This window comes from Pseudovibrio sp. FO-BEG1, assembly GCF_000236645.1.
In the GTDB taxonomy this organism is placed as follows: Bacteria; Pseudomonadota; Alphaproteobacteria; order Rhizobiales; family Stappiaceae; genus Pseudovibrio.
The window spans coordinates 4,253,860-4,279,158 of sequence record NC_016642.1 but is presented as its reverse complement, the minus strand read 5'-3'; the positions used below and the strand labels follow the sequence as shown (position 1 = coordinate 4,279,158).

Annotated in this window: 17 protein-coding genes; 8 read left to right on the top strand and 9 right to left on the bottom strand. The window is 50.4% G+C overall.

What is annotated here, in order from left to right:
- Positions 1–64: 64 nt before the first annotated feature.
- Positions 65–1,399 carry a sodium-dependent transporter gene (locus PSE_RS19245; RefSeq protein ID WP_014286350.1) on the top strand — a complete coding sequence of 445 codons (1,335 nt, stop codon included), beginning with the start codon at positions 65–67 and terminating at the stop codon, positions 1,397–1,399.
- A 727-nt stretch (positions 1,400–2,126) separates the two neighbouring features.
- A complete protein-coding gene (locus PSE_RS19240; protein WP_041768688.1) occupies positions 2,127–3,461 on the top strand; it encodes a sodium-dependent transporter in 1,335 nt (444 codons plus the stop codon).
- A gap of 105 nt (positions 3,462–3,566) precedes the next feature.
- Here PSE_RS19240 and PSE_RS27045 read toward each other — a convergent pair whose 3' ends face one another.
- The 4 genes from PSE_RS27045 to PSE_RS19220 form a co-directional block, all read right to left on the bottom strand.
- Positions 3,567–3,845: a hypothetical protein gene (locus PSE_RS27045; RefSeq protein ID WP_014286346.1), complete on the bottom strand. Its 279-nt coding sequence runs from the start codon at positions 3,843–3,845 to the stop codon at positions 3,567–3,569.
- Between the two features lie 195 nt (positions 3,846–4,040).
- Positions 4,041–6,476 (bottom strand): trimethylamine-N-oxide reductase TorA, encoded by a 2,436-nt coding sequence (gene torA, locus PSE_RS19230; RefSeq protein WP_014286345.1) that lies wholly within the window; start codon positions 6,474–6,476, stop codon positions 4,041–4,043.
- Positions 6,477–6,644: 168 nt separating this feature from the next.
- Positions 6,645–7,328, bottom strand: a complete 684-nt coding sequence (gene torD / locus PSE_RS19225; RefSeq protein ID WP_014286344.1) for a molecular chaperone TorD — start codon at positions 7,326–7,328, stop codon at positions 6,645–6,647.
- Positions 7,321–8,493 (bottom strand): NapC/NirT family cytochrome c, encoded by a 1,173-nt coding sequence (locus PSE_RS19220; protein WP_041768686.1) that lies wholly within the window; start codon positions 8,491–8,493, stop codon positions 7,321–7,323. The genes torD and PSE_RS19220 overlap by 8 nt, the downstream gene beginning before the upstream one ends.
- Positions 8,494–8,640: 147 nt before the next feature.
- Between PSE_RS19220 and PSE_RS19215 the strand changes: the two genes are divergently transcribed.
- Positions 8,641–9,348 carry a response regulator gene (locus tag PSE_RS19215; RefSeq protein ID WP_014286342.1) on the top strand — a complete coding sequence of 236 codons (708 nt, stop codon included), beginning with the start codon at positions 8,641–8,643 and terminating at the stop codon, positions 9,346–9,348.
- 8 nt (positions 9,349–9,356) lie between these two features.
- Here the strand turns inward: PSE_RS19215 and PSE_RS19210 are convergent, their stop codons facing one another.
- Positions 9,357–11,741 (bottom strand): ATP-binding protein, encoded by a 2,385-nt coding sequence (locus PSE_RS19210; protein WP_014286341.1) that lies wholly within the window; start codon positions 11,739–11,741, stop codon positions 9,357–9,359.
- A gap of 111 nt (positions 11,742–11,852) precedes the next feature.
- Entirely contained in the window at positions 11,853–12,191 is a 339-nt protein-coding gene (locus tag PSE_RS19205; protein WP_008547559.1) for a hypothetical protein, read from the bottom strand.
- A gap of 307 nt (positions 12,192–12,498) precedes the next feature.
- On the opposite strand from PSE_RS19205, the gene PSE_RS19200 reads away from it, so the two are divergent.
- The 4 genes from PSE_RS19200 to PSE_RS19185 all read left to right on the top strand — a co-directional run bounded on the left by PSE_RS19200 (position 12,499) and on the right by PSE_RS19185 (position 19,461).
- Positions 12,499–13,146 carry a hypothetical protein gene (locus PSE_RS19200; RefSeq protein ID WP_014286340.1) on the top strand — a complete coding sequence of 216 codons (648 nt, stop codon included), beginning with the start codon at positions 12,499–12,501 and terminating at the stop codon, positions 13,144–13,146.
- Between the two features lie 480 nt (positions 13,147–13,626).
- A complete protein-coding gene (locus PSE_RS19195) occupies positions 13,627–14,877 on the top strand; it encodes a site-specific integrase (RefSeq protein ID WP_041768685.1) in 1,251 nt (416 codons plus the stop codon).
- Positions 14,878–15,205: 328 nt separating this feature from the next.
- Positions 15,206–17,458, top strand: coding sequence for an AAA family ATPase (locus PSE_RS19190; protein ID WP_014286337.1), 2,253 nt, complete (start codon positions 15,206–15,208; stop codon positions 17,456–17,458).
- On the top strand, positions 17,455–19,461 hold the full coding sequence (locus tag PSE_RS19185; protein ID WP_014286336.1) for a UvrD-helicase domain-containing protein: 2,007 nt from the start codon (positions 17,455–17,457) through the stop codon (positions 19,459–19,461). The genes PSE_RS19190 and PSE_RS19185 overlap by 4 nt, the downstream gene beginning before the upstream one ends.
- A gap of 617 nt (positions 19,462–20,078) precedes the next feature.
- On the opposite strand, the gene PSE_RS19180 is transcribed toward PSE_RS19185, so the two are convergent.
- The 3 genes from PSE_RS19180 to PSE_RS19170 form a co-directional block, all read right to left on the bottom strand.
- Positions 20,079–21,260 (bottom strand): carbohydrate porin, encoded by a 1,182-nt coding sequence (locus PSE_RS19180; protein WP_014286334.1) that lies wholly within the window; start codon positions 21,258–21,260, stop codon positions 20,079–20,081.
- Positions 21,261–21,373: 113 nt separating this feature from the next.
- Complete coding sequence (locus PSE_RS19175) at positions 21,374–22,429, bottom strand: ABC transporter ATP-binding protein (RefSeq protein ID WP_041768684.1); 1,056 nt, start codon at positions 22,427–22,429, stop codon at positions 21,374–21,376.
- Positions 22,411–23,466 carry a substrate-binding domain-containing protein gene (locus tag PSE_RS19170; protein ID WP_014286332.1) on the bottom strand — a complete coding sequence of 352 codons (1,056 nt, stop codon included), beginning with the start codon at positions 23,464–23,466 and terminating at the stop codon, positions 22,411–22,413. The genes PSE_RS19175 and PSE_RS19170 overlap by 19 nt, the downstream gene beginning before the upstream one ends.
- A 193-nt stretch (positions 23,467–23,659) precedes the next feature.
- Here PSE_RS19170 and PSE_RS19165 point away from each other — a divergent pair, with 193 nt between their 5' ends.
- A complete protein-coding gene (locus PSE_RS19165; protein ID WP_041768683.1) occupies positions 23,660–25,288 on the top strand; it encodes an alpha-glucosidase in 1,629 nt (542 codons plus the stop codon).
- Positions 25,289–25,299 lie beyond the last annotated feature (11 nt).

Here is a 25,299-nt window from a genome sequence, read left to right as displayed (position 1 = left end):
CAACTTGTGAAAGTTGATTTCAAAATACACTTAAGCAAAATCAAAAAAGAATGGCTTAGGTCACATGCAACGAGAGCATTGGGGAAGTCGTATCGGCTTCATTCTGGCTGCTGCAGGTTCAGCGGTTGGATTAGGTAATATCTGGAAATTTCCGTATTTGGTTGGCGCAGAAGGCGGCGGGGCATTCCTCGTGGTCTACATTGCGTTTTTGATCGCGATTGGTTTGTGTGTGATGATCGCGGAGATTGCGCTGGGCCGTCAGGCTCAAGCCAACCCATTCAGCGCTTTCAAGCGTGTCGGCGGCGCAGGCTGGTCGATTTTTGGTCTCATGGCGGTTTTGACCGCGTTTCTTATTCTCTCATTCTATTCCGTTGTCGGCGGCTGGACCATTGCTTACGTGGTTAAGACGTTAACCGGTGGCTTTGCTGGTTACTCCGGTGCGGAGTTTGAGGGACACTTCGGTGCATTGGTGACAGATGCAGTTGAGCCGATCATTTATCACGGTGCCTTCATGGCGATTGGTGTGCTGATCGTGATCAACGGTATTTCCGGTGGCATCGAGAAGGCATCCAAGATCATGATGCCGCTTTTGTTCATTCTACTGGCGTTGCTGGTGGTTCGTTCTCTGACCCTCGAAGGGGCCTGGGCAGGTGTCGAGTACTTCCTCGTTCCTGACTGGTCGCATCTGAACCCGGACATGGTTGCCGCTGCTCTGGGGCAGGCGTTCTTCACGCTGTCACTGGGTATGGGTGCCTTGATCACCTATGGTTCTTATCTGGGTAACAAAGAGAGCATTCCAAACGCAGCTGTTTGGGTTGTTGGCCTCGATCTCTTGGTCGCGATCCTGGCTGGCTTCCTTATTCTGCCAGCTGTGTTTGCGTTCAACATGGATCCGGCTGCAGGCCCAGGCCTGACCTTTATCACCTTGCCAGCGATCTTTGCTGAGCTGCCATTTGGCACCTTCATTCAGCTTTGCTTCTTCCTGCTGCTGTTTGTAGCCGCGATCACCTCAGCAATTTCCTTGCTGCAGGTTGTGGTTGCTTTCATCTGCGAAGAGTTCAACGTGGGCCGTAAGGCAGCGACCATCTGGGTTGGCATTGTGATCTTCCTGTTTGGTGTTCCAAGCTCTCTGGCGCTGGGCGTCTGGGGCGATGTCACGTTCTTTGAGCTGAACTTCTTCGACTTCCTTGGCTACCTCACAGACAACTACTTCCTGCCACTGGGCGCGATTGCGACCTGTCTAGTTGCTGGTTGGGTGAGCTATGACAAGTTTGCTGCAGAAGTGACCAATGAAGGTGAGCGTCCGTTTGCCTATCTGATCGCATGGAAGTGGATGTGCCGTGTGTTTGCGCCAATCGCAATCATCTACGTGATGGCTCATTCCATCTTCGGCGTATAAAGCTTCGCTCAAAAACAATGAAAAGGCCGCCAGTTTTGGTGGCCTTTTTTAATGCTGTTCTGAGGTCATGCGTAGTTTGACTTAATCTGGGCCGGATGAGGGAGGAAGATGTGCTTGTTGGGCATGGTCCCTTCACCCGAGATGGTCTTGATAAGGAACTGGGTTATGTTGAGGCAGCTAAAGCGCTACTGGGTGCATTCCATGAATGCCAGATTGCCGCGTGAGATGGTGTGTCTGGACGAGGAAAAGCAGGCCAGGTATCGCAGTGTAAGGGGACGCTGGCCTCAAGCATAAGGCCTGATGATCGTCCCAACGAGAAAAAGAAGCACCGTTCTGGCGGTGCTTTTTTGTGTCTGAATTGTGGTTTTGGGGTGCAGCAGCAGGGCATGCGACGAAAAAACCTGTGGGCCGCATATGAGGACAGGAAATTGCGCTCATATATCGTGGTTAATTCAATAATTGAATGAGTCTGCTAATAATTTGCGTTTCTTGGGTGTGGTGTGCCTATTTATCGGAAAATATGAGTTCATGTGGCCAGTTTTTGATCTCACCCAATAATTGCACTCGCAGAAAACGCTTATTTTTTCGGGTACGTAGTTTTGCCTGCGACAATCTGTCAGGTCAACAAGGCTAAAAATTTCATCAAAAGAGCTGGAACAACGAATTCATTTCAAGCTTTTGCGCTTGATTGAAACAAACCATCACATGTTGATTGGCAACAATAAGAATGAAACGTGAGCAATGGGGAAGCCGCTTCGGCTTCATTATGGCTGCTGCAGGGTCTGCAGTCGGTCTCGGTAATATCTGGAAATTTCCATATCTGGCAGGTACCCAGGGCGGCGGCGCTTTTCTGGCGGTTTATCTGATCATCATGGCGACCATCGGCGCGGCGTTGATCATGGCAGAAATCGCCATTGGTCGTTCAGCGAAGAAGAACCCTGTGGGTGCGTTCCGCGCGCTGGGTGGCAGCCTCTGGTCCACCACAGGTGTGATCGGGGTGGTCACGGGTTTCATGATCCTGTCGTTCTACTCCGTCGTCGGCGGCTGGACGATTGCGTATCTGGTGAAGAGTGTTGCAGGCACCATTGAATCCGCTCAGCCTGAGCTGCTGGAAGCGCAGTTCGGCGGGCTAGTTTCTGCGGTTTGGGAGCCGATCTTCTATCACGGCGTGTTCATGGTTCTGACCATGGGGATCGTGATTGCAGGTGTTGCGCAGGGTATTGAGCGCTCTGTTAAAGTTCTGATGCCTCTGCTGTTCATTCTCCTGATGGTTCTGGTGGTGCGCAGTGTGACCCTGCCGGGTGCATGGGAAGGTATTGAGTTCTTCCTCGTGCCGGACTGGTCTCAGGTGAATGGTGAGATGCTTCGCGCAGCTCTTGGTCAGGCGTTCTTCAGCTTGTCTCTGGGTATGGGCGCAATGATCACCTATGGTTCTTACTTGGACAAAGACGCGGACATTCCGAATGCATCCTGCTGGGTGGTGTTCTTGGCGGCGCTTGTTGGCGTGCTGGGTGGCTTGCTGGTTCTGCCAGCTGTGTTTGCCTTCGGCATGGATCCAGGTGCAGGTCCGGGCCTGACCTTCATCACTCTGCCAGCTGTGTTTGGTGAGATGATTGGCGGCTACGTGTTCCAGATCATCTTCTTCGCGATGCTGCTGATCGCAGCGCTGACCTCTTCCATCTCTCTGCTGGCTATTCCGGTTGCCTACTTTGCAGAAGAGTACGGTATTGAGCGCAAGTGGTCTGCGATCGTGGTTGGTATCCTGATCTTCCTGATCGGCGTGCCTTGTTCCCTCGCATTGGGTGTATGGGGTGAGTACAAGCTGTTCGGCATGAACTTCTTTGATCTGATGGTTTATGCGGTCGACAACTACACTCTGCCAATCGGTGGTATTCTGACTTCCCTGTTCGCAGGTTGGATCGTGCTTGAGAAGATGGGCAAAGAGCTGAGTAATGATGGTTCTTTGAACTTCAAGTGGATGGCAGCGTTCACTTGGATCATGCGGATCGTTGCCCCGCTGGCAGTTGTCTGGGTGATGTTGAGCGGTCTGCTCGGCAGCTAGTCGCATCTCACATTAGAAATTAAAAAAACACCCCGGTCAGAAATGGCCGGGGTGTTTTTGTGAGACTAGGAGAACACACATCGAAAGTACTTGCTGAGTGCTAGATCAGTGAATGTCTTTCTTGTGATGCTCTCTGGTGTGTTCTTTGTGGTCATGCATTTTGGTGCGGTGGTGGCCGTTATCCGAATGACCTTTTCCGGCGCGGCTTTTATGCGGGTGTTTGTGGCCTTCTGGATCACCGCCATGTTGAGTGGCCGGATGGCTCTTACGACCGCGCTCGTACTCCAAATGATCTTTGTTGTGCTTATGCTCCCGTCCGTCATCATAACGACGGGCCATCTTTTCCTGAGTGTGGGCTGATGTATTTTGCTGTTTTTCTGTCATCGCTTCCCCGCAGAACTATTGCAGTTTTCGTTCTACCATATTGGCCATGGCTGGCTTTGATGCGGTGTGATGACAGTTATTGAAAGCTGAGAGATTGACCTAAATCTCGATTTAAATGCACTGCGAGAACATCGAGCAGGCAAGAAAAAAGGGCTGCGCGGAGCAGCCCTTTTCGGTGTTGTGACGGAACCTGATTTATCCGTTTGTTGGAGCTGTGAAGACTTTGACGTCTGGCAGTTCGCCTTCGAATTTTTCGAAGTCAGCGATGACGGTGTGGCCGCAGTTGCCCTGTGCCAGCTTGGAGGTGCCAAGGTCTGGGGTGAGGGTGTTGACGTCACCGTATGCGCAGAGGCTGCCAACTTTGCCGCCTTCGACTGGGTCATACCAGCCACCCTCGTAAAGGCGGATGACGTTTGGCATGATGTCTTCGCTGACGATAGCGCCTGCCAGTGTCTGGCCGCGGTCGTTGAAGATGCGGATGACATCGCCAGACTTGATGCCACGAGCTTCTGCATCTTTTGGATTGATCATGCATGGTTCGCGGTCTGCAACAGCGTATCCTTCGCGAAGGATTGTACCGTTGAGCTGCGAGTGCAGACGATCGTTCGGATGGCCGGTGTTAACGTGGATCGGGAACTTAGCATCCGGACCATCGAGGCGCTCAAGTGGTTCCATCCACATTGGATGCGGAGGACAGTCGTCGTAGCCCATCTTTTCGATGTTCTTAGAGTAGATCTCAATCTTACCGGTTGGTGTGCCCAGTGGTTCCAGAAGAGGATCTTCGCGGAAGTCAGCGTAGCGGATGTATTCTTTCGCAGCCTGTGAGACTGGATGGACGACGATGCCGTCTTCCCAGAACTTCTCGAACGCAGGCATTTCAAGGTTCTTGCTTGCAGCCTGTTTTTGAGCTTGCTCGTAGTAGTGACGGATCCAGTCCATTTCGTCACGACCATCGGTGTAGGCTTCCTTGTTGCCAAGGCGGTCTGCCAGATCAACGAAGATGTCATATTCGCTGCGCGCTTCGAAGACAGGATCAACGATCTTCTTCATCGCTACAGTTGCTTTGTTGGAGTAGGAGCCCATGGCTTCGATGTCATTGCGTTCATAAGCAGAAGCTGCCGGAAGAACGATGTCAGCAAAGCGTGCTGTTGCAGTCCACTGATAGTCCTGAACGATCACTGTTTCCAGCTTCTGCCAGGCCTTGATCATGCGGTTACGGTCCTGATGGTGGTGGAACGGGTTGCCGCCAGCCCAGTACGCAATCTTGATGTCAGGGAAGGTGTAGCGGGTGCCGTTGAAGTCATACTCTTCGCCCGGACGTTCCAGCATTTCAACAACACGAGCCACCGGAATGGACACTGATCCTTCCATCGCGCCGCCGTCGTTCATGCCGGAAAGAGCAGGGCCGTCGGAGGTTGGTGTGCCACCGTTGGAGTAATGATAGGAAAGACCGAAACCACCGCCCGGCAGGCCGATCTGACCCAGCATAGAAGCCAGTGTGACCAGCATCCAGTGTGGCTGTTCGCCGTGGTGCTGACGTTGCAGGGACCAGCCGCTGGTGAGCATGGTGCGGTTGCCCATGAACAGGCGTGCCAGTTCCTTGATTTTATCAGCCGGGACACCGCAGATTTCTGAGGCCCATTCAGCAGATTTCGGTGTCTGATCTGTCTCACCAGTCAGATATGGGAGGAACTTGTCGAAACCTGCGGTGTATTCGTCCATGAAGTCGACGTCATACAGCTCTTCAACAAAGAGCGTGTGTGCCATGCCGAGCATCAATGCAACGTCGGTCTGTGGTTTGACCTGTACCCACTCTGCATCCATGAACTCTGCGGTTTTGGATTTGAGTGGGTCGATGCAGATGACTTTTTTGCCGGTCTTCTTGAACTCTTCAAGATAGGTGTAGCTGTCGTGGTCTGCGATCAGCCAGTCAATCTGGTTGGTCTTGATTGGGTCTGCGCCCCAAACAACCAGCACTTCTGTATTTTCGACGACAACTGGCCAGACAGTCTGCTGCTCGTAGACTTCCAGTGTGCCCATGACGTGCGGCATGATTACCTGAGAAGCGCCGGTTGAGTAGTCGCCGGTGTGGGTGACATTTGGCATTTGCAGGCCGCGGTTGATCAGGCGGCGCAGCAGGCTGCGGCTGTTATGGATCTTACCTGCGCTCTTCCAGCCGTATGTGCCGGTGAAGACGCTGCGTGGGCCATGTGTTGCCTTGGCGTACTTGAGTTCCTGAGCTACCAGATCCAACGCTTTGTCCCAGCTGACGCGAACAAAGTCGTTGCTGCCACGGTCTTCAACGTCTGCACCACGGCCCTTTTCAAGATAAGCGCGGCGAACCATCGGATACTTGATGCGTGATGGTGAGTAGACGGAGTCCATAACACCTGCCAGCTGGTGGCTAGGATGCGGATCCTGCTCCCAAGGTTTTACTTCTGTCCAGCGACCATCTTTGACCACTGCGCGGAAAGCACCCCAGTGACAACCGGAGAGAACTTCTCCGTTGACTGCTGCTTGTGCAAAGCGTGGTGAGAAGATGGATGGAGCCAGTACACCCAGAGCGCCCAGTGCGGAAGCGCCCTTCAGGAAGCTACGACGAGACGTATAGTTTGCAATGATTTTCGACATCTCTGCTGTCCCTTTATTTTGGCAGAACAAATCGATGAGTTGAGCAAGTAGCCCGATGAAAACAGCCCGTTTTCTCTGAGTGTTACCGTAATCACAGCGTGTAAACGTGGTTCGCGCGTTGATTGAACGGGATGTAAAATCGAGTAAACAGGTTGTAAATGGTGACAGTCAGGTGGTCGTGCCTGCTTCGTTCAAACGTGCCAGATCCATGCTGAGCCATGTGTTGAGAGCGGCAGCCAGCTGCTCATAAAAGCCTGAGGGATCAAAGCGTTTGCAGCCTTCGCAGAATGACGGCACCCAGTTGAGCAGATGGTTTGACAGGAACCAGATCTGATTTTCATGCAGTGATTGAGCTGATGTCTGATCGCCATTGGCTTCTGCCAGAGCTTCCCTGTCGATGTACTCCGCCAACACGTTGAGCTGTACGCCGAGGTGGTCCGCTGGCTCTTTCAAAGAGCTTTCAATGGATATGCCAAGGTCCTGCAGGAGCTTGTTCATGTCAGCTGTCGGCTTTTGGAAGAGCGTGCCTTTTTCGTTGTAATAGGCAGACTCATAGGGAGGTGCGGAGTGCGCACCTCCAGCACCAAGAAATAGGCGGGAGTAGGCGGTTGCCAGATCCAGTACCTGTGTCTGGTAATCTTCTTTTGGAAGCTGCGCCATTTGAGACAGCTGGTTGGTGAAAGAGGAGAGCTCTGGTGCCAATGCAAACACATCAAGCAGGGCTTTGCCCTCCGGAGAGCTGTAGCTCTCCAGAGTTTCGATTTTCACTTCGCTGGTGAAGAAGCTTGCCAGCCAGCGGTAGACCAGAGATCTGTCACTGTTGGAAAAGGTGATGGTTTCGTGCTTACCCATGAGCTTCACTCCCACCTGTGTCTTTGGCATTGAGCTGCAGGTATTTCTGCAGGATGCGGTATTGCTCTTTGTCTAGTGAGATGAAGCGCTTCATAGCTTTGAGAGAGCCGATCCACTGGTTGGCGAGGAAATGCTCTGGATCGCGTAGGCCATGACATGTGGAGCAAGCAGCGGTGTACATTTCCTTGGTGTATGCCCAGAGCTGATCACCCTGTGAGATCAGATTTTCCTTGGAAACCCAGGTGTCGATCTGAACCTGATGCCAGGTCAGTTCGGTGTCCGGATCCACTTCTGTCTTCAGGCGCTCGATCTTGTCGACGACCTTTTTGCCGACAGTGGCGGAGAAGATGCGCTGTCCTCTGAGAGCGTAGATCACGCGGTCGACTTCATCCTGCTGCCAACCTGCAATGCGGACTTTCAGGAGGTCACCACTGCGCTCAAGCACAGTCACATCCGTGCCACCCATCAAGCGCCCATCGCTCTTGCCGTTGCTTTCTGCTTTGGCCTGCTCAACGAAGAAAGGCTTGCTGGTAATGGCGTAAAGATGATCGGAGGTTGCGCCTTCGTTTGCGGAGAGGGCCTGCAGCTCGTCGTACATGGCTTTGTAGCCTTGAGACATATCCGGCAGTTTGTGGGCGATGCCTTTGTGGCAGGAGATGCAGGTCTCGCCATCCTTGAAGCCTTTCTGCATGGTTTCAGAGGCTTTTGGATGCTGCTTTGCGAAATCCATGGAGTTTTGCTTATGACAGTTGCGGCATTGCTGGGAGTCGTTGGCTTCCATCTCTGCCCAGACACTCTTGGCCATGGTCAGGCGGTGCGCTTCAAACTTCTCCTTGGTGTCGATCTTACCGGTGAGCTTGGAGTAGACCTCTTTGGCTGCTTTGATCTTGCGGAGGATCTTTGGGTAGGTTTCCTTGGGTACATGACAATCTGAACAGACCGCCTGAACGCCGGATGCGTTCGAGAAGTGGGGAGACTTCTTGTACTCCTCATAGACCGTGCTGCGCATTTCGTGACAGGAGACGCAGAAGTCCAGTGTGTTGGTGTAATCCATCGCGGTGTGAAAGCCGCCCCAGAACACAATGCCACCCGCAAATGCGCCGATGAGTAATAAGCTTATTGGAAATATTGCGGTTTTCGTCCGCAGGAGTCGCCAGATTTTCATCTTTTATCTCTTTTGCACTCTCGGACAAGTCGGTCCGTTCAATGCTCAGAGAATTAGACTAAGGTTGTAAATAGCGTTTGGAGGAAATATGAACGGGGTGTAGAATGGTGTAAACATGATGTAAACACACAAGCCGACAACAAGCATATGACAAACAAGGCACATATACTGGTCGTTGATGATGACCTGACCAGCCGCGTCGCTCTTTCCGGATATTTTGAGACCGAAGGATACCGTGTTTCTGAAGCAGAAGATGGTGCGCAAATGCGTTCGGTGTTTGCAGGCGGTGATGTTGACTTGATCATGCTTGATATCCGGCTGCCGGATGATGATGGCCTGACCTTGCTGAAAGAAGTACGCAAGCAGTCGGATGTGGGGATCATCATGGTGACGGGTCGTACGGATGAGGTAGACCGCATTGTTGCGCTTGAAATGGAAGCGGACGACTATGTGATCAAGCCGTTCAATCCGCGCGAGTTGCTGGCTCGTTCCAAGAACCTGCTGCGCCGGGTGAAAGCTGCGCGGGTACCGGTTGTTGCTGATGAGCGTGTGTTGAGCTTTGCGGGCTGGTCTCTTGACTTGGACAAACGTGGGCTGCAGTCGCCGGAAGGGGAGGATGTGCGCCTGACACGCGGCGAGTTTGAGCTTCTTTCCGCGTTGGTCGAGAACAAAGGCCGCGTGCTGACCCGAGATAATCTACTGGATCACCTGAACCACCGGGAGTGGGATCCTAGTGACCGCACGGTCGATGTGCTTATTGGCCGGCTGCGTCGCAAAATCGAAGTGAATCCCAAAGACCCAAGCCTGATCAGGACTGTGCATGGGGTTGGTTACGTGTTTACTGGTGCGCACTGACGTCGAGTTTAGCTTGACGCCTCTGTAAGGCAGCTGAGCCAGGTTTCATTCAACTTGTGCTTTGAGGCCGTGTAGCTGACCTCCAGAGCGCTGAAAATCTCTATGATTTTATGCTTCTCTTCCTTTTGAGCGGCGTGTTCCAGCTGTTCGGAGAGCTTTGCGACATGAGTGAGACCTACATTGTAAGATGCGCCTTTCATGCTATGCGCTTTGTCTCTGATCTTGGGCAGATTTTGCGTTGCGATGAGGTTGCGTAGCTCTGGAATGAAGTAGCGCGACGTTTGCATATATGCATCGACAATGCGTTTTGCGCGGTTTTCTCCCAACATGTCGAAATGACCACGTAACACTGTTGTATCAATGAGTTCTGTTGGTTGCTCCTGCAGGCTCTGTCGGGATTTGCGTGCGAACATGGCTCTGTCGGAAAGGCAGGAGGCAATGGCGTCTTCCAGATCTTCCTGAGAGTAGGGCTTGCCGAGGAAACCATCGGCGCCAGCGGTGAAGCTCTTTTCAATATCTGCCAGGAAGATACAGGCGCTTTGAACGATGACAGGAATGCTGGAGATATGGTGGTAGTGGGATGCGCGAATGCGGGCGATGGTGTCTGTCCCACTTAAGCCAGGCATGCGGTTGTCCATCAGCACCAAATCAAAGCGATGTTCGTGTAGCTGAGACAAAGCCTCTTCACCGCTTGCCACTGTGAAACAGATGTGGCCTGCCTTTTCTAAGAAACCTTCTGTGACAAGCTGATTGACCTTGTTGTCCTCCACTAGAAGGATCTTCAACTTCTTGGGCTTCCAGGTATCTTGCTTGTCTTCGATGATGCTAACGGTCTGATCTGCTTCGTAAAATGGTACTGTAAAGTGAAAGATTGCACCTTGCGTCTGGTTTGCTTTGCAGCCGATCTCACCACCCATAGCATTCACGAGGCGTTTTGAGATGGCGAGACCGAGGCCTGTTCCGCCATAAAGCCGATTGGTGGCTGCGTTTTGCTGCACAAACGGTTCAAACAGGTAGCTGTGATCACCTGTTGGTAGCCCCACGCCTGTGTCTTTCACCATGATCTGCAGACAGCGTGTGTGCCTGATCTGGCTTATGGGGATATGCACGCTGATGGTGATGGAGCCTTCATTGGTGAACTTGATGGCATTGCTGACGAAATTCAGAAGGACCTGCCGGATTTTAGTCGGATCGGCGCGCAGGATTTCAGGCACATGTGCGTGGACGTCGATCAGCAGTTCAAGGCCTTTGTCTTCGGCTTGCTGCCTTGTCAGATCCACCACTTGCTTGATGACTTGCCGGATTTTGAAGTCGACTGTCTCTAACTCCAGAGAGCCTGCTTCCACCTTAGAGTAGTCCAGCACATCGTTGAGAATGGACCGCAGCATCTCACTTGAGGATATGATGCCGTCCAAATAACGATGCTGCTCTGGCTTAAGGCCTGTGTCCTTCAGGAGATCTGCCAGTCCAAGAACCCCATTCAAAGGCGTCCTGATTTCGTGGCTCATGGATGCGAGGAAGGTGGACTTGGCACTGTTGGCCGCTTCGGCTTCTTCCTTTGCCTTTTTATGATCGGTGACATCGTTGAGGATAAGGATCATGCCGGGAAACTTGCGGCTGAAATCTACGATGTGCTGGGCACGGATGTCGAAGACGCGTGGACCAACAGCGGTATCGAGCGTGACATCTGTAAAACAGCTCTCCAGTTCCTGAGGCAAGTAGGGCTGCAGCTGATTGGTCAGCACATCGCGCGTTGCTTCGTTGATGTACTTGATCTTGGTGTTCTGCAGGCCGCAAAAGACTGCCTGTGCCGCATAGTTGAGGTCATTGACCTTGCCATTCTCATCCATCAGCACGATAGGATCGCTCAGGCTTTCCAGAATGGTGAGGTACTTATTTTTCTCGTTGGTGATACGGCGGTTTTCTTCGTAGGCTTCATGTAGCTTTCTCTCTTCTGCAACACCACTCCATTCCGTCGAAAAACCAAGTTCCATGAAATCGAAGTAGCGTAGTAGATAAGATCGGTACCGAGCTTTCTCAGTCTCTGAAAAACCTTGAGATTCAATGAGATCCATATAGGCGCTGCGGTAGTATTTTGTCAGGCCGAGGAAGTAACCCAATGTTACTCCTCTGGATCGGTGGCTTTTGGCTTGTTCTACGCCAAATGCAGCGAAGGGGTGGCAGGAGAAGTCTGAGCTGACATCTATTTCTGGAGGCGTATCGTAGGCTTCCATTGCTTTCACAATGGACTTTGAGAGGCCCTCAACAGATACGCGCCATGCTTCCCGAAGTGTTGCAGTATATTGGGTGTAGCCCTGATTTTTTGCGTAAAAGAAGATGCGATCTATCAGGGTGTTTTCGTTTTCTAAAATAAGATCTCGCAGCACATGCATGGCGGCCTCCGCGTCCTGCTTTCAGGCATGATACGAAGGGCTGTGATGGTCAATCCAAAACTGCAGTGCTACGTGCTGGGTCGTACGCGGCACTGCCTATGCATTGTGTGCTTAGTTGAGGTAGCGGGAGCCGAAGCGGTTGAGCGCGTCTCTCAGGGTTTCCTGTTCATCCAAATGACGGTTGCTTTCCATTTCGTGATGGTCCAGCTGTGGGCTTTCCTCCGTCATGCGCAGATGATCGCCTGAGTTCTCCTGAAGCTCTTCCAGTATGTGCTCAAAGACTTGCAGCCGCTCTTTCAGCGAATGCTCGCCGCTGTGTTCCAAATAGTCTTTCAGCTTGGCCAGCTCAGCCTGCAAAATGGTGTTGTCTCTAATTTCTGACTGATAGGTGCTCATGATCCCCTCAAGAGCATTGACGTCTTCACCAGCATTTGGATTTTCTAAGCTCATTACAGGCCTCCTCATTTGGGGGAGCGTATGTTTGTGCCTCGGGCAATACTTGTAAATATTATCTACCCAAAAAATACCGCGACTGGCGTTGCCTCTTGAAGTTTGGGTAAGTCTGTACCTAAGCAGAACCTGAGAGTTCTCAGAGAGTTTTAGCGGTTTTCATTGCTGTCACCCTACGTCCTGCTAGGGCTCTACTTTGAGTTCTTTAACCATGATCGGCGTCTTGCTGATACTTTGCCTCACGGAGCAGTCTGGCTCCCGTCATTCCTCACATGATGTCTAATGCAGATACTGCGAGGAAGTTGACATGAGAAAAACAATAGGAGCACATGAGCTGGATGCTGCCACTTTGGAGTTTGGGCTTCTTGTCGGTCTGTTGATCCCGGAGGGCAAAGACCCAAAAGAGTACAAGCTCAACAAAGATTGGCTAAAAGACCCGGTCGCACAGCTGCGTAAGCAATTGAAGACAATCAATAAGGATCTCAATACCTGTTTGAAGGACGCCTTGCACGCGTTGAGAACAGATGCTGATAAGGCCGTGGATGATCCCGCTGAAATACTCAGGGAATGGAACCCGCTTCTCTTTCCAGCGATCGGCTTTGGTGGCCATGTAGGAGATCTGGGAGAGGTGCCCGCCATCGATTGGCTGTCTCTCATCACGAATGGCGGAGATGTGCCTGAAACCATCGCAGACTGGATGCAAAAAGTGGCTGGCAATCGCAAAACCCTCAAGGCCTGGGGCGCAGCCCTGGTTGGACTCGTCACCGGCAAAATTGATCACCCAATCGGGAAGGGAACTCCAGAGGATCCTTATCTTTTTGAGATCAGAGAGGTTGGCTCACTTGGAACTCTTTATCTCTCACTGTCTGGGAAGAAGGACAAGGATGGCAATGCGACACTGGTTCCCGGCCTCTCGTTCGACAGCGAGCCGATTGATTTGGATGATGAGAGGTAGTGTGAGGGAAGCTGTTTGCGTTTAAGAAAGTGCTTAGGTAGAAAAGCGAAAAGCCTCCAGAGGGAGGCTTTGAAATACTCTCGTAAAATCGAAAACGAAGGTGGTGCCGACAGCAAGGATCGAACCCGCGCCCCTCTGATTACAAGTTGCATTTTGCATCTGGCGATGATCTACGACCTATTGCGATTCAGTACTATGAATCAAAGAGTTGTAGAAAATTATTTGCTCCTGCCTACCTTGCATTTCGCTGCGAAACTCGTACATTTGCTTACAATATGCTGACACAGAATGGTAGGCATTTGCAAGCTGACCTATAAGGGTTTAGACGCCTGTTTTGCACAGGCTCTGCAGAAAAGCCCGGAAGGTCGTCACAAGCTGTCAGGCCGTCAGAAACAGCAGCAAACGGGGAATACTTTCAACTGACATTTTTGCATGTGTGATGGTTCTTGTCATGGGCCGTCAGCAGGAGAGGTGTGCCTGATGCCCAACGTTACAAAGCGAACTGTGGATGCTGCTGAGCCCAAGGCGAAAAAGTACTTCGTGTGGGATGGCAAGCTTTCTGGGTTTGGCCTGCAGGTGATGCCAAGTGGGCACAAGTCGTTTGTAGTTCAGTATCGCACCTTGGAAGGCCGGTCACGTCGAATGACGCTTGGCAAGTATGGTGGTCTCACTCCCGATGAGGCGAGGGGGCTTGCTATCGAAGTTCTCGCTAAAGTACGCAACGGGGAAGATCCAACGGTGCACCGCAAGGTCATCCGGCATGCTCCCACGGTGAATGATCTGCTCGACATGTATCTGTCTGAACATGTGGAAGTGCACAATAAGCCGAAGTCGCTCATTGAGATCCGGCGCATTCTGGATCGTTGTGTGCGTAAGCCTCTTGGGAAGTCCAAATTGGCTTCTGTAACTCGTCAGGACATATCCAAGCTGCATCGATCTATGAGGCGTACACCAAGGCAGGCTAATCATGTGTTGGCGATAATCTCGAAGGCTTTCAATCTTGCTGAGGTGTGGGGCTTGAGGCCTGAGCACAGCAATCCGGTGCGGCTCGTTAAGCGCTACAAGGAGAATGAGCGGGATCGGTTTCTTTCAGGTGATGAGTTACAGCGTTTGGGCAAGACGCTGAAGATTGCTGAGAAGGAGGGGCTGCCCTGGATCATCAAAGCCAAGCCAGAGAACCGCAAGCATCTGCGCCACGATATTGAGAAGCGCCGGACGCCTGTGAACCCGATGGCGCTCTATTGCCTGAAGTTGCTGCTTTACACTGGAGCGAGGCTCATGGAGATCGCATCGCTTGAATGGGATCATGTGGACTTTGACCAGGGCACAATTGCTTTACCTTCCAAGAAAGGCGACGGGCGCAAACCACACCCGGTGAGTGAGAATGTTCTCGATATCCTTGCCGATATTCCTCATCTAGAGGATTCTCCATATGTGCTGGCTCGGATCAATGATCCAACACGACATATCTCCAAGGAGCTGGTGGAGAATGCATGGCAGCGCGTACGTTATCATGCAGGCATCCCTGATGTGCGTATCCACGATCTACGCCACACGGTTGGCACCTTCGCAGCCCAGGCAGGCAGCAATGCCTTCCTTATCAGTCATTTGCTGCGCCACCGCAACGTGACCATCACCAACCGCTATGTGAACCACGATGCGCATCCGATCCGTGTGTTGTCAGAGACGGTTGGGGAGCGGATTGAGGCTGGGTTGGAAGGAGGTGAGTGAGAGTTCCGCTACTGGCATTAGGAGGGGGAGTTGGATTTTTACGAGCTCTGCATGAGGCTTTTGACCAATACCGGCCATTCGCTTAGTTACGGAACTGCCTAATCTAGAGCGAGACATCAACTTGGGATTGAACATGATCAGCTTGATGCTGAGGGCGAAAATCTGACATTCTCTATGAACGCGAATTCCAAATAGCGTCATCGTCGAAGTGGTCATTCAAGGGAAAATATTCCAGGAGATTGAAGCTAAAGTTCGAACATGGCATGAGTTACAATGCCACCTTGCTATTTATGCGTGTGGCATTTGCAAATTGTGAGGTGAGCTATTTATGAAAATCCAAAGTGTTGAAGTCTATAACTTCCGAAAACTTCACAAGGCCAAACTTGATTTTTCTAGCAGCCAAACACTGCTCGTTGGGGCAAATAACAGCGGTAAAACGTCTGCTATGGTCGCATTGCGGTGCTTTCTCAAAGACCGGGGTGGGATAACTGCCAAAGATGTTACTGCATCCAACTGGAAACGGTTAGAAGCTATTGCCTGCAGCTGGATGGAGGAAGGAGTCGAACCTGAGCTTCACCCTTTAATTGCTGAGCTACCATACATGGACGTATGGCTGCATGTCTCCGACAACGAGTTTCACCACGTTGCCCATCTCATCCCAACTCTCGAGTGGAAGGCGGGCCTTCTGGGTGTTCGTATCCGACTTGAACCGAAGACCTTTGCCGATGTGTTTAATGAGTATCGGGAAGCTCGAAAAAAATCCTTGGATCGACTGGTAGAGTACGCAAAGACACACGCCGACAAAGTAGGTGATTTTTCACTTTGGCCAAAGTCATTGCAAGACTTCCTAGATCGACGGATGTCAAGCTTGTTCACACTTAATGCTTATCTGCTCGACCCAGATAAACCGGCCGTTGTACAAGATGGAGAAACCACTGTGCTCCAGCCTCAAGTGCTACCGGAAACGGCGCAAGGACTAGGGCCTAATCCATTTTCTGGTCTATTTCAAATTAGAGAAATCAAAGCGCAGCGTGGCTTTGCAGATGCTTCGGATGCCAAGCCTTCGAGAGATGATGACACGGAAGATAGGTCTCCTACATCTAAGCGCAAACTGTCGGATCAACTGCAAGCGTATTATCGCCAGCACCTAGATCCTGACAAGGACCCCACGCAGGAAGACGTTTCTGCACTAGGTGCTTTCCATACAGCGCAGAAAACCTTCGACGAGCGTCTTCAACAAGGGTTCTCCGCTGCGATTGGAGAGCTTGAAACGCTTGGTTATCCAGGCATCGCTAACCCGAAAATGTTGATCTCGACACGCATCAAACCGACTGATGGCCTAAATCATCCGTCTGCGGTTCAGTATGACATTTCCGGTGACTCAACACCATTGCGCCTTCCAGAGGACTACAATGGGTTGGGTTTTCAAAACCTCATCTCCATGGTGTTCCTTCTCATGCGATTCAGAGATGACTGGATGCTCGTTGGTAAACATGCGAGGTCCAGTACCGGTTTAGAGCGAGAACTGATTGCTCCGCTCCAGTTGGTTTTGATCGAAGAACCTGAAGCCCATCTTCATGCGCAAGTCCAACAAGTCTTTATGCGCCGGGCGATGAGCGTGCTGCGCAACCATGAGTTATTGAAAGATGATGCCTCACCATTTTCGACACAGCTTGTGGTGAGCACCCACTCCAGTCATATCGCGCATGAGGTCGAGTTCGCAGACCTACGATATTTCAAACGTAAGCCGGCTAAGCCCGACTGCGTCGCCACCTCAGATGTTGCCAACCTGTCCGGCCTGTTTGGTACCGATGACGAAACAACGAGGTTTGCGAAACGGTATCTTCGCACAACCCACTGTGATCTGTTCTTTGCGGACGGGGCAATCATGATCGAGGGTGCAGCAGAACGTATCTTACTGCCTCATTTTATTTCGCAGGCACATAAGGGTTTGGCTGAAAGGTATATCTCTTTACTCGAAATTGGTGGAAGCCATGCGCATCGGTTGAAGCCATTGGTCGAGCTTCTCGAGATTCCTACGTTGATTATTTCCGATCTTGATGCCGTTGACCCGAAAAACAACCGCAAAAGCGTACTCCCTTCCAACGGTGCAGCGTATGAGACGGCCAATAGTGTGCTGAAAAGTTGGTTACCTAAACTCACTATCGTGGACGATCTGTTGGCAGCCGATGATGTTCCCGAGTTATGCGTGGGCGGTTTTGGATACACTGGCGTTGTCTATCAACGCGACCAGTCTGTGCAATGCGAAGACGACACTAACACTGTAAATCTCATTCCAAGTACATTTGAAGATGCACTTGTTCTGGCGAATTTAGACATCGTAAAAAAGATGTCCGGTGTCAGCATGAGCAATGCCTTTGCTAAGATCGCTAGTTCGTCCAAAACAGCTGAAGGGCTGGTTGAAGGCCTTTACCAAAGACTGTCGCAATCACCACAGAAGGCCGCGTTTGCCCTTGATCTCCTGAGTGTTGAAAATATCGATGATCTAGTCGCGCCCCCTTACATTGCTAAGGGTTTAAGCTGGCTCGAGAAGCGTCTCAACGCCGGAGATGCAACATGAGTGAAGAACACATCGAGATCGTAGATGATAATAATCGCGACAATCCAGCGGATGAAGCAATCAGAGATGCTCTGTGTCTCGATAAACCCCAGAGCTTCTTCCTTTTCGCTGGAGCGGGATCCGGTAAAACACGATCACTTAAATCCGTATTGGAAACCCTAGCTGACATCATCGGCAGTGACTTACGTCGCAGAGGTCGGAAAATCGCAGTTATCACCTACACGAATGTCGCCTGCGATGAAATTCTGAGGCGTGTCAACAGTGACCCTATATTCGATGTGAAGACCATCCACAGCTTCGCATGGTCCCTCGTTGAGGGCCGTAATCATGATATCCGCAAATGGCTGCTCGAAGAAAAACTACCAGCTGATCTTGCGAAAATCGAAGAGAAGCATGCGAAGGGCCGCGCAGGTAAAGAACATGACAAACGTAAAAAGCAAATCGCGTCAAAAAAGAAACGTATTGAAGAGCTCCCCAATATTCATCACTTCACCTACAATCCTAATGGGGACAATGTTGGCCGTGCCTCACTCAGTCATGATGAAGTGATAGCCATGGCATCTAGCTTCCTGATGTCAAAAGAGACCTTTCAAAAAATTGTCCTTAGCAAATATCCGTTTATCCTTATCGATGAGAGCCAGGATACACTGAAGCCATTCATGTTGGCACTGCTAGAGTTTGAAAAGGCTCACCAAAGCAAGTTGGCACTAGGGCTCTTTGGCGATACCATGCAACGTATCTATGGGCATGGTCTGCCTGATCTCGTTGATCGTATCCCAGAGCGCTGGGATAAACCAGCGAAGGTAATGAACCACCGAAGTCGAGCCCGGATCATTGACTTAGCAAACAGCATTCGAGCAGATGCGGATAAGCGCAGTCAGCGACCACGATCAGATCGCGCTGGTGGATTTGTTCACGTTTTCATTGCCCCTAATGAAGGCACCGACCGTGAGCAGTTTGAGGCTGATGCTCGTTTAGTAATGGCAGAAATCACTTCTGATGAGAAATGGCGTGTGCCATCTGCAGTTAAGACGTTGACAATTGAACGTCACATGGCTGCAGCGAGATTGGGATTCTCTGGTCTTTTCGAGCCTCTCGATAAAGTAGACAGCTTTCAAACAAGCTTTAGAGATGGAACTCTAGCTTCAATGAGATTGTTCTCAGAACGTATTCTGCCAGTGATTGAACATAATAACTCGGGGGACGCCTTTGGCTTGATGGCAATCTTGCGGAAGCACTCTCCGTTGCTCTCGAAGTCATCGCTTTCGATAACACAGAAGGGCCAGTTATCTGGATTGGGAAAAGCCAGATTTGCCGTAAAAGATCTAACCGCACTCTTTGTTGACGATGCAGATCCAAGCTGCGGCGATGTACTTAAGTCCGTGGCAGCCTCAGGACTATTTGAGATACCTGAGGTCCTCAAATCTCTAAGTAGCCTTGATTTTAGTCCCAATGCGGAGTTCGAGCCGACGAATGACGACCGCGTGGATGCTTGGGCAGTCGCGCTTCGCGCTCGGTTTTCTGAGGTTTCCAAGTATCGTGACTATGTTCTAGATCTTAGCCCTTACGGCACGCATCAAGGTGTAAAAGGACTAGAGTTTCCGCGCGTGATGGTGATTGCAGATGATGGCTTGACCCGATTCAAAGGCCTTGCGTCTTATGAAAAGCTTTTGGGAGCTAGGGCCAAGTCCGATCGGGATCTAAAAAATGAGCGTGAAGGTAAAGAGACAACCTTCGATCGCACGCGCCGCCTATTATATGTAACATGCACAAGAGCTGAGGAAAGTTTGGCAATTGTCGTTTACAGTGACGATCCAAGTTCCGTTGCCGATACAATGATGTCAAAAGGGTGGGTAACATCTGATGAAATCAGTAAAGGAGACAATCTAAGGAAGGAACGGGCAACGGCTTTTGGCAGGGTTTTAGAAGCTAATGAAAAACGTAGATTAGAGATCCATATTGAACAGACAGAAATGAGGACGCAAAAGGAGCGACCTATTTGACCCACGAAATTCGAGTTCCTACATTGACAGAGTTTTGCCAATATGATGGGCTTCACTGTCGAAACTTATGGAAGGAAGTTGGAGAAGGCTATGTGTGTCCTTCTTGCAATCGCTCAAAGTTCCAATTGATGAGGTGGACGAAAAGGTTCCCCAACAAACCCGGTTCATTTATGGGGTGGAAAGCCATTTTACATCGCCACCACGATCATTCAGGTGATCGTTGGCAAGGGACTGGACGATTTCCCGAAACTGTAATCTGCGATCAGTGTAACTCAGCCGATGGTACCGCAAAGAAAAAACTCGACCTCCCAAAGAATTTTTCTTTTGCTCCTCACGAAATAGCTAGATTCATTAGCGCTACCCCACATTCGAAACATCGAATAGACTATGCTGTAGCGCAAGCAATTTTCAACGAACTGTCCAGATAAGAGCTATAGAAGAAGCCTTCGAGTGAACGTGTCTCAACCCTTGATGGAGCTACCCGAATGGCAACTCATGGCCCCCTCTGCGTAAGTAAGTTAAAATCAAGTTTATTAGGTAAGCTAAGATGAGCGATGGAACTGAAAGATTACGGGTGATGCCACAGAGGTAATTGGGGCCACTGGGGCCCCAATACGTCAGAACCAGGTTTCAAACTGAAGGCCGTAGGTTGTTCCAGATTTCTTGTCCTCGAAGATATCTGTATTTCCTACCGCGCCAGCTTTGCTCCATGCGCCATATGTTACAAATGCGCGTAGCTGTGGTCTCGCCCAGAAACCAGATTCACCAAAGGTGTATGCCGCCGCGAAGGTGGTTTTGCCGAGAGTCCGGCTTTCATCTTCGGTGTGAACGTGATCCAATCCCAACTCAAGCTGAAGGTTGAAGTCTTCATTGATGTTGTATTGCGGGCGAATGCCTATTGAAGACCAGTTTGTGTTGTCCCCATTGTTGCGATCAAGCTGATGCCAAGCGGTGTAGAAGAGTTCAATTTCGTCGGTAATGGATGCGAGACCATGAATCTGAGCACGTGTAATTGAGCGATCTTCAGCGTCACTCCAGCCATCTGCAGAAAAGCCGGAGGCAGCGTTGAAGCCATGCATCAGGCTGGCCTTCATGTAACCGCCGAAAATGTTGTTCTTTTGCAAATGTAGACGAAGCGCTGCGCCGTCATCGCCAGTGGCGTCGCCAGTGGTCATGGAGTAAGCCGCACCGATTTCACCTATCAGATCTTCTCCAAGATGAATGCCTTCAAATCTAGCGTCCAGAGTATGGGTATTGCGATCTCCGTTTGTAAAAGCAGCAACGGAAAGTTTGCCGGAGCCGAGATCTACATCTTCCAGACCACCGCCAAAGCCATCCCAGTTAGAGTAGTTTTCATAGTAGTTGTCGGTGATGTGGATGTCTTTACGCTTATAGAAGCGGCGACCAACCCAGACTGTACTGTCACTGAGAGCGCCTTTACCAAGGCCTTTGTATCCCAACCAGAACTCACGAGTTGCAACATTGGCGTCGAACTCGCCATCAACGATCAAGTCGTTGTTGTCACCGGCGACATGCGCGCGGACACCGCCAACCAAGGCACTTCCATTTTCGAAGGTATATTTGCCACCTACGCCATACTCACCATAGAAATCAGACTCGTTCCCAAGACGGTACTTGTTCCAAGCCCCGTTTAGTTGCATTGCAGTGAACTTGTCGCCTTCAGTTTGACCAACTCCGATACGCAAATAGCCGGTTTGATTGTATTCAAACTCCGCATGCGCAGCCGTGGCGGCTAGAACTGAGAGCGCAGCTACAGTCCCCAACAGAGCATTTTTCATTACTTCCTCCAGTTATTTCAGCGTTGTTTTAAACACTGTATTTGTGATGCAGACGCACCTCTCCCGTCCCGCGCTCTGCGCAGGTTGGTAACTCCTTGTTTTATAGAATTAATTTAGCTGATTGCTGTCCCGTTGACTGAAGAGAAGAACCTGAGCTGATTGAGGTCGATGCTCAGTCTGATTTCATCCTGTGCGATCGTTGACCAAGGCAAACGAGCCGTTACGATTTCATTTACCATATCGAAGGTCAGGAAAAGATCTGCACCGGTATGCTCAACAATGCGGGGTTTCACCGTTAGCTGGTGACCAAGTGAGAAAACTTCTGGTCGTATCCCAACTTTTGCCCTCCCATTTTTCTGGGCTTCTAATGGTACTTGTATTCCCTCAATAACTTGATCATCTGGAAATTGAATGGAGTTGCCATCAACCTTAACATCGATCAGGTTCATTGGTGGCGCACCCATGAAGTCCGCAACAAACGTGTTAGCTGGATGGCGATAGATCTCATCAGGTGTCCCAACCTGTTGAATTACCCCATCCTTCATCACGACGATCTTAGTTGCCATTGTCATGGCCTCTATTTGATCGTGAGTGACATAAACAATTGTCGTGCCAGTCTTTGCATGCATTTGCTTGATTTCTGCACGCATCTCCATCCTTAGTTTTGCATCTAAGTTGGATAGGGGTTCATCAAACAAGAAGAGTGCCGGTTCCCGAACCAAAGCACGTCCCATCGCAACGCGTTGACGTTGCCCACCAGAGAGTTGTCCAGGGCGACGGTCCAGAAGGTGTTCTATTTGAAGCAAAGAAGCGACGCGCAGGACCTGAGTATTAATTTCTTCTTTTGGAACTGAGCGGATCTTCATCCCAAACTCGATATTTTCTCGAATACTCATGGTTGGGTAAAGCGCATAGCTTTGAAAGACCATTGCGATATCACGCTCTCGCGGAGGCAATGCAACAACATCTCGGCCAGATATTTCTAAGGTACCGGAAGAAATCTCTTCCAGACCAGCAATACAGTTTAACAGGGTGGATTTTCCGCAGCCTGACGGCCCGACAAGGACCAGGAAATCCCCCTTATTGATAGAGACGCTTACATCTTTCAGCACATGGGTTTCACCAAAGGACTTATTCAAGTTTATGATGTTTAGTGCTTTGGTTGCCATGGTATCCTCTCAGACTCTTGCAGCATCTTGGTTGAATCCCGAACGATCAGTTCCGCTCTTTGTCTAATTTGAAGGTCTTTGATTGGCGTGCCGTCCAAAAGATCACAGAGTATGCGCGCAAGAGGGGCGCATGCATCACGAAATGGAGCGCGTGTTACCGACAATGTTGGATTGAAGTTGATTGAACGAAACTGCGGAATAGCATCGTCATGTGCAAGTACAGAGACATCCTGTGGGATTGACAGGCCGATGTCCTTTGCAGCTCGATACACTCCAACAGCAATCGGTGTTGTTGCGCACAAAATAGCAGTTGGGCGTGGAGCTGTTCGCTCAGTCAGCAAAGCTAAACTTGCCGCGTAGCCATAGTTTTCGTCGCCGCTGCCGTATTGTAAGGCAAAATCCGGTGATGTAATGCCGCGCTGTTCCATTACCTCCAGGTAGCCCTCAGCACGTGCTTTTGAATAAGCATGGTTCTGTGGCCCGTTCAAAAATGCAATCCGCTGATGCCCCAAATCCGCCAAGAGATTAGTTCCATCTACGGCAACAGATTTGTTGTCGATGTCAAAGAAGGCGTAGGATGCATTAGAAGTTGCTCCATGGACGACAAATGGGATTTTTTGTTCTTCCAAAAATGCGATGCGCGGGTCGTTCTCTTCTGGAGCATTCAGGATAAACCCATCGAGTGTGTTCTTTGAAACGAACCTGCGATAGGGCGCTACTGGATCAGTCGCTGTTGCTGCATGAAAAACAAGATCGACATCACGATCGGCGAGATGATCGGATAGCCCTGCCATGATCTCGTAAAAACCGGCCGCTGATGTTTGCGCTGGTCCAAGAGATAAGATCATCCCAACCATACCAGAACGCCCTGAGACTAGCTTTTGAGCTATCTGGTTTGGCTTGTAGCCAAGAGTAGCCGCGGTTTCCTGAACCAGTTTTCGCGTTTCTGCGCGCACCTCCGGGAAGCCGTTCAAAGCGCGAGAGACGGTCGCTGGCGATATTCCCAGTTCCTTTGCAATGTCTTTGATCGTTGCCATGTCTCGAATCCTTTTCAAAACGTTTTAAACTGAATCTTGCATTTGTAAAATAGAAAATGAGGAGAGAACAAAATGCCTCAGCTTATATGCAGGCAAACTACCTACCTTCTTGACTCAAAACGTTTGCATAGTATTTAAATATGCTAGGTTTTGAGGCTGTGAACAGCCAATACGCATGCAACGCGGAGTAGTTATGAACGAGAATTGGTGGCGTAATGCCATTATCTATCAAGTGTATCCACGCTCTTTTCAGGATACAAATGGGGATGGCATTGGCGATCTGAGGGGGATTACTTCTCGGTTAGATCACATCGCATCGCTTGGCGTTGATGCTGTTTGGCTTAGCCCAATCTTCACTTCTCCTATGGCGGATATGGGTTATGACGTCAGCGACTATTACGACATCGATCCTCTCTTTGGAACACTGCAAGACTTTGATGACTTTGTGACTCGTAGTCATGAACTGGGATTGAAAGTTATTATTGATCAGGTTCTATCTCATAGTTCCAGTAAACACCCCTGGTTTGAAGAAAGCAGAGCTAGCCGGACGAACTCCAAAGCCGGCTGGTATGTCTGGGCAGACGCCCAACCAGACGGAATGCCGCCGAACAACTGGCTGTCTGTTTTTGGAGGTTCAGCATGGGAGTGGGAACCACGCAGAAAGCAGTACTACCTGCATAATTTTCTTGCAGAACAACCAGATCTGAATCTGCATAACGAAGAAGTGCAGGAAGCATTGCTTCACGTTTTGCGGTTTTGGCTCGAGCGCGGCGTTGACGGGTTCCGACTTGATACAGTCAACTATTACTTCCATGATCAGCAATTGCGGAGTAATCCTGCAAGCACCCGTGAAGATCGTGACAACCTGCCTGATGTTTATGGTAGGCAGGAGCACATTTTCTCAAAGAACCGCCCTGAGAATATCGACTTTTTGAAAAAGCTGCGCACCCTCACTGATGAGTTTGAGGGACGCATGATGGTCGGAGAAATCGGCGACGGCGGTGATTCAGCAACTAAATTGATGGCTGAGTACACCAAAGGGTCAGATCGTTTGCACCTTTGTTACTCTTTCGAATTGCTATCACCCAACTATACCGCCTCACACTTCAGAAATGCGCTCGATTCTTATCGGTCGGCTGCACCAGATGGGACAGCATGCTGGAGCTTTTCCAACCACGATGTTCCACGTCATGTCACTCGCTGGGAAGAGAAGGCTAGCTCGAGCAAAGAGTTGGCAAAGCAGACCATAGCAATGCTCATGTCCTTTGAAGGCTCTATCGGCATTTATCAGGGCGAAGAACTTGGGCAGCAGGACACTGAACTTAACTACGATGAGCTGACAGATGCACAGGCCATTCGCTTTTGGCCAGCAGTTAAAGGTCGCGATGGTTGCCGTACACCGATGGTCTGGGAGGCCACTAAGCAACATGGTGGATTCTCCTCCGCGAAACCTTGGCTACCCGTGAAGGATCCTCAGCTTGTAAGAGCTGTTGACGCTGCAGAGGCTTCCAATGACAGCGTCTTGCATTCCTATCGTAGCACTATTGAGTTTAGAAAAAACAACGACGCGCTTTTGACAGGTTCTACCGCGTTCCTTGATCTGCCGGAACCAATTCTGGCCTTTCACAGAATAACTAAGGATCAAAAGCTGACTTGCGTCTTCAATCTGTCTGAGATTGCAAGAGAATTGAGAATAGAGGGCGTAGCGAGCTTATCCGGGCCATCCAACGCAACCCTGCTCAATCAAACACTGACCCTTAATCCAAACGGATTTGCTTACCTGATTTCCGATCAGTTGGAAGGACTCGAGCTGATTTCATAGGGCATAACAAC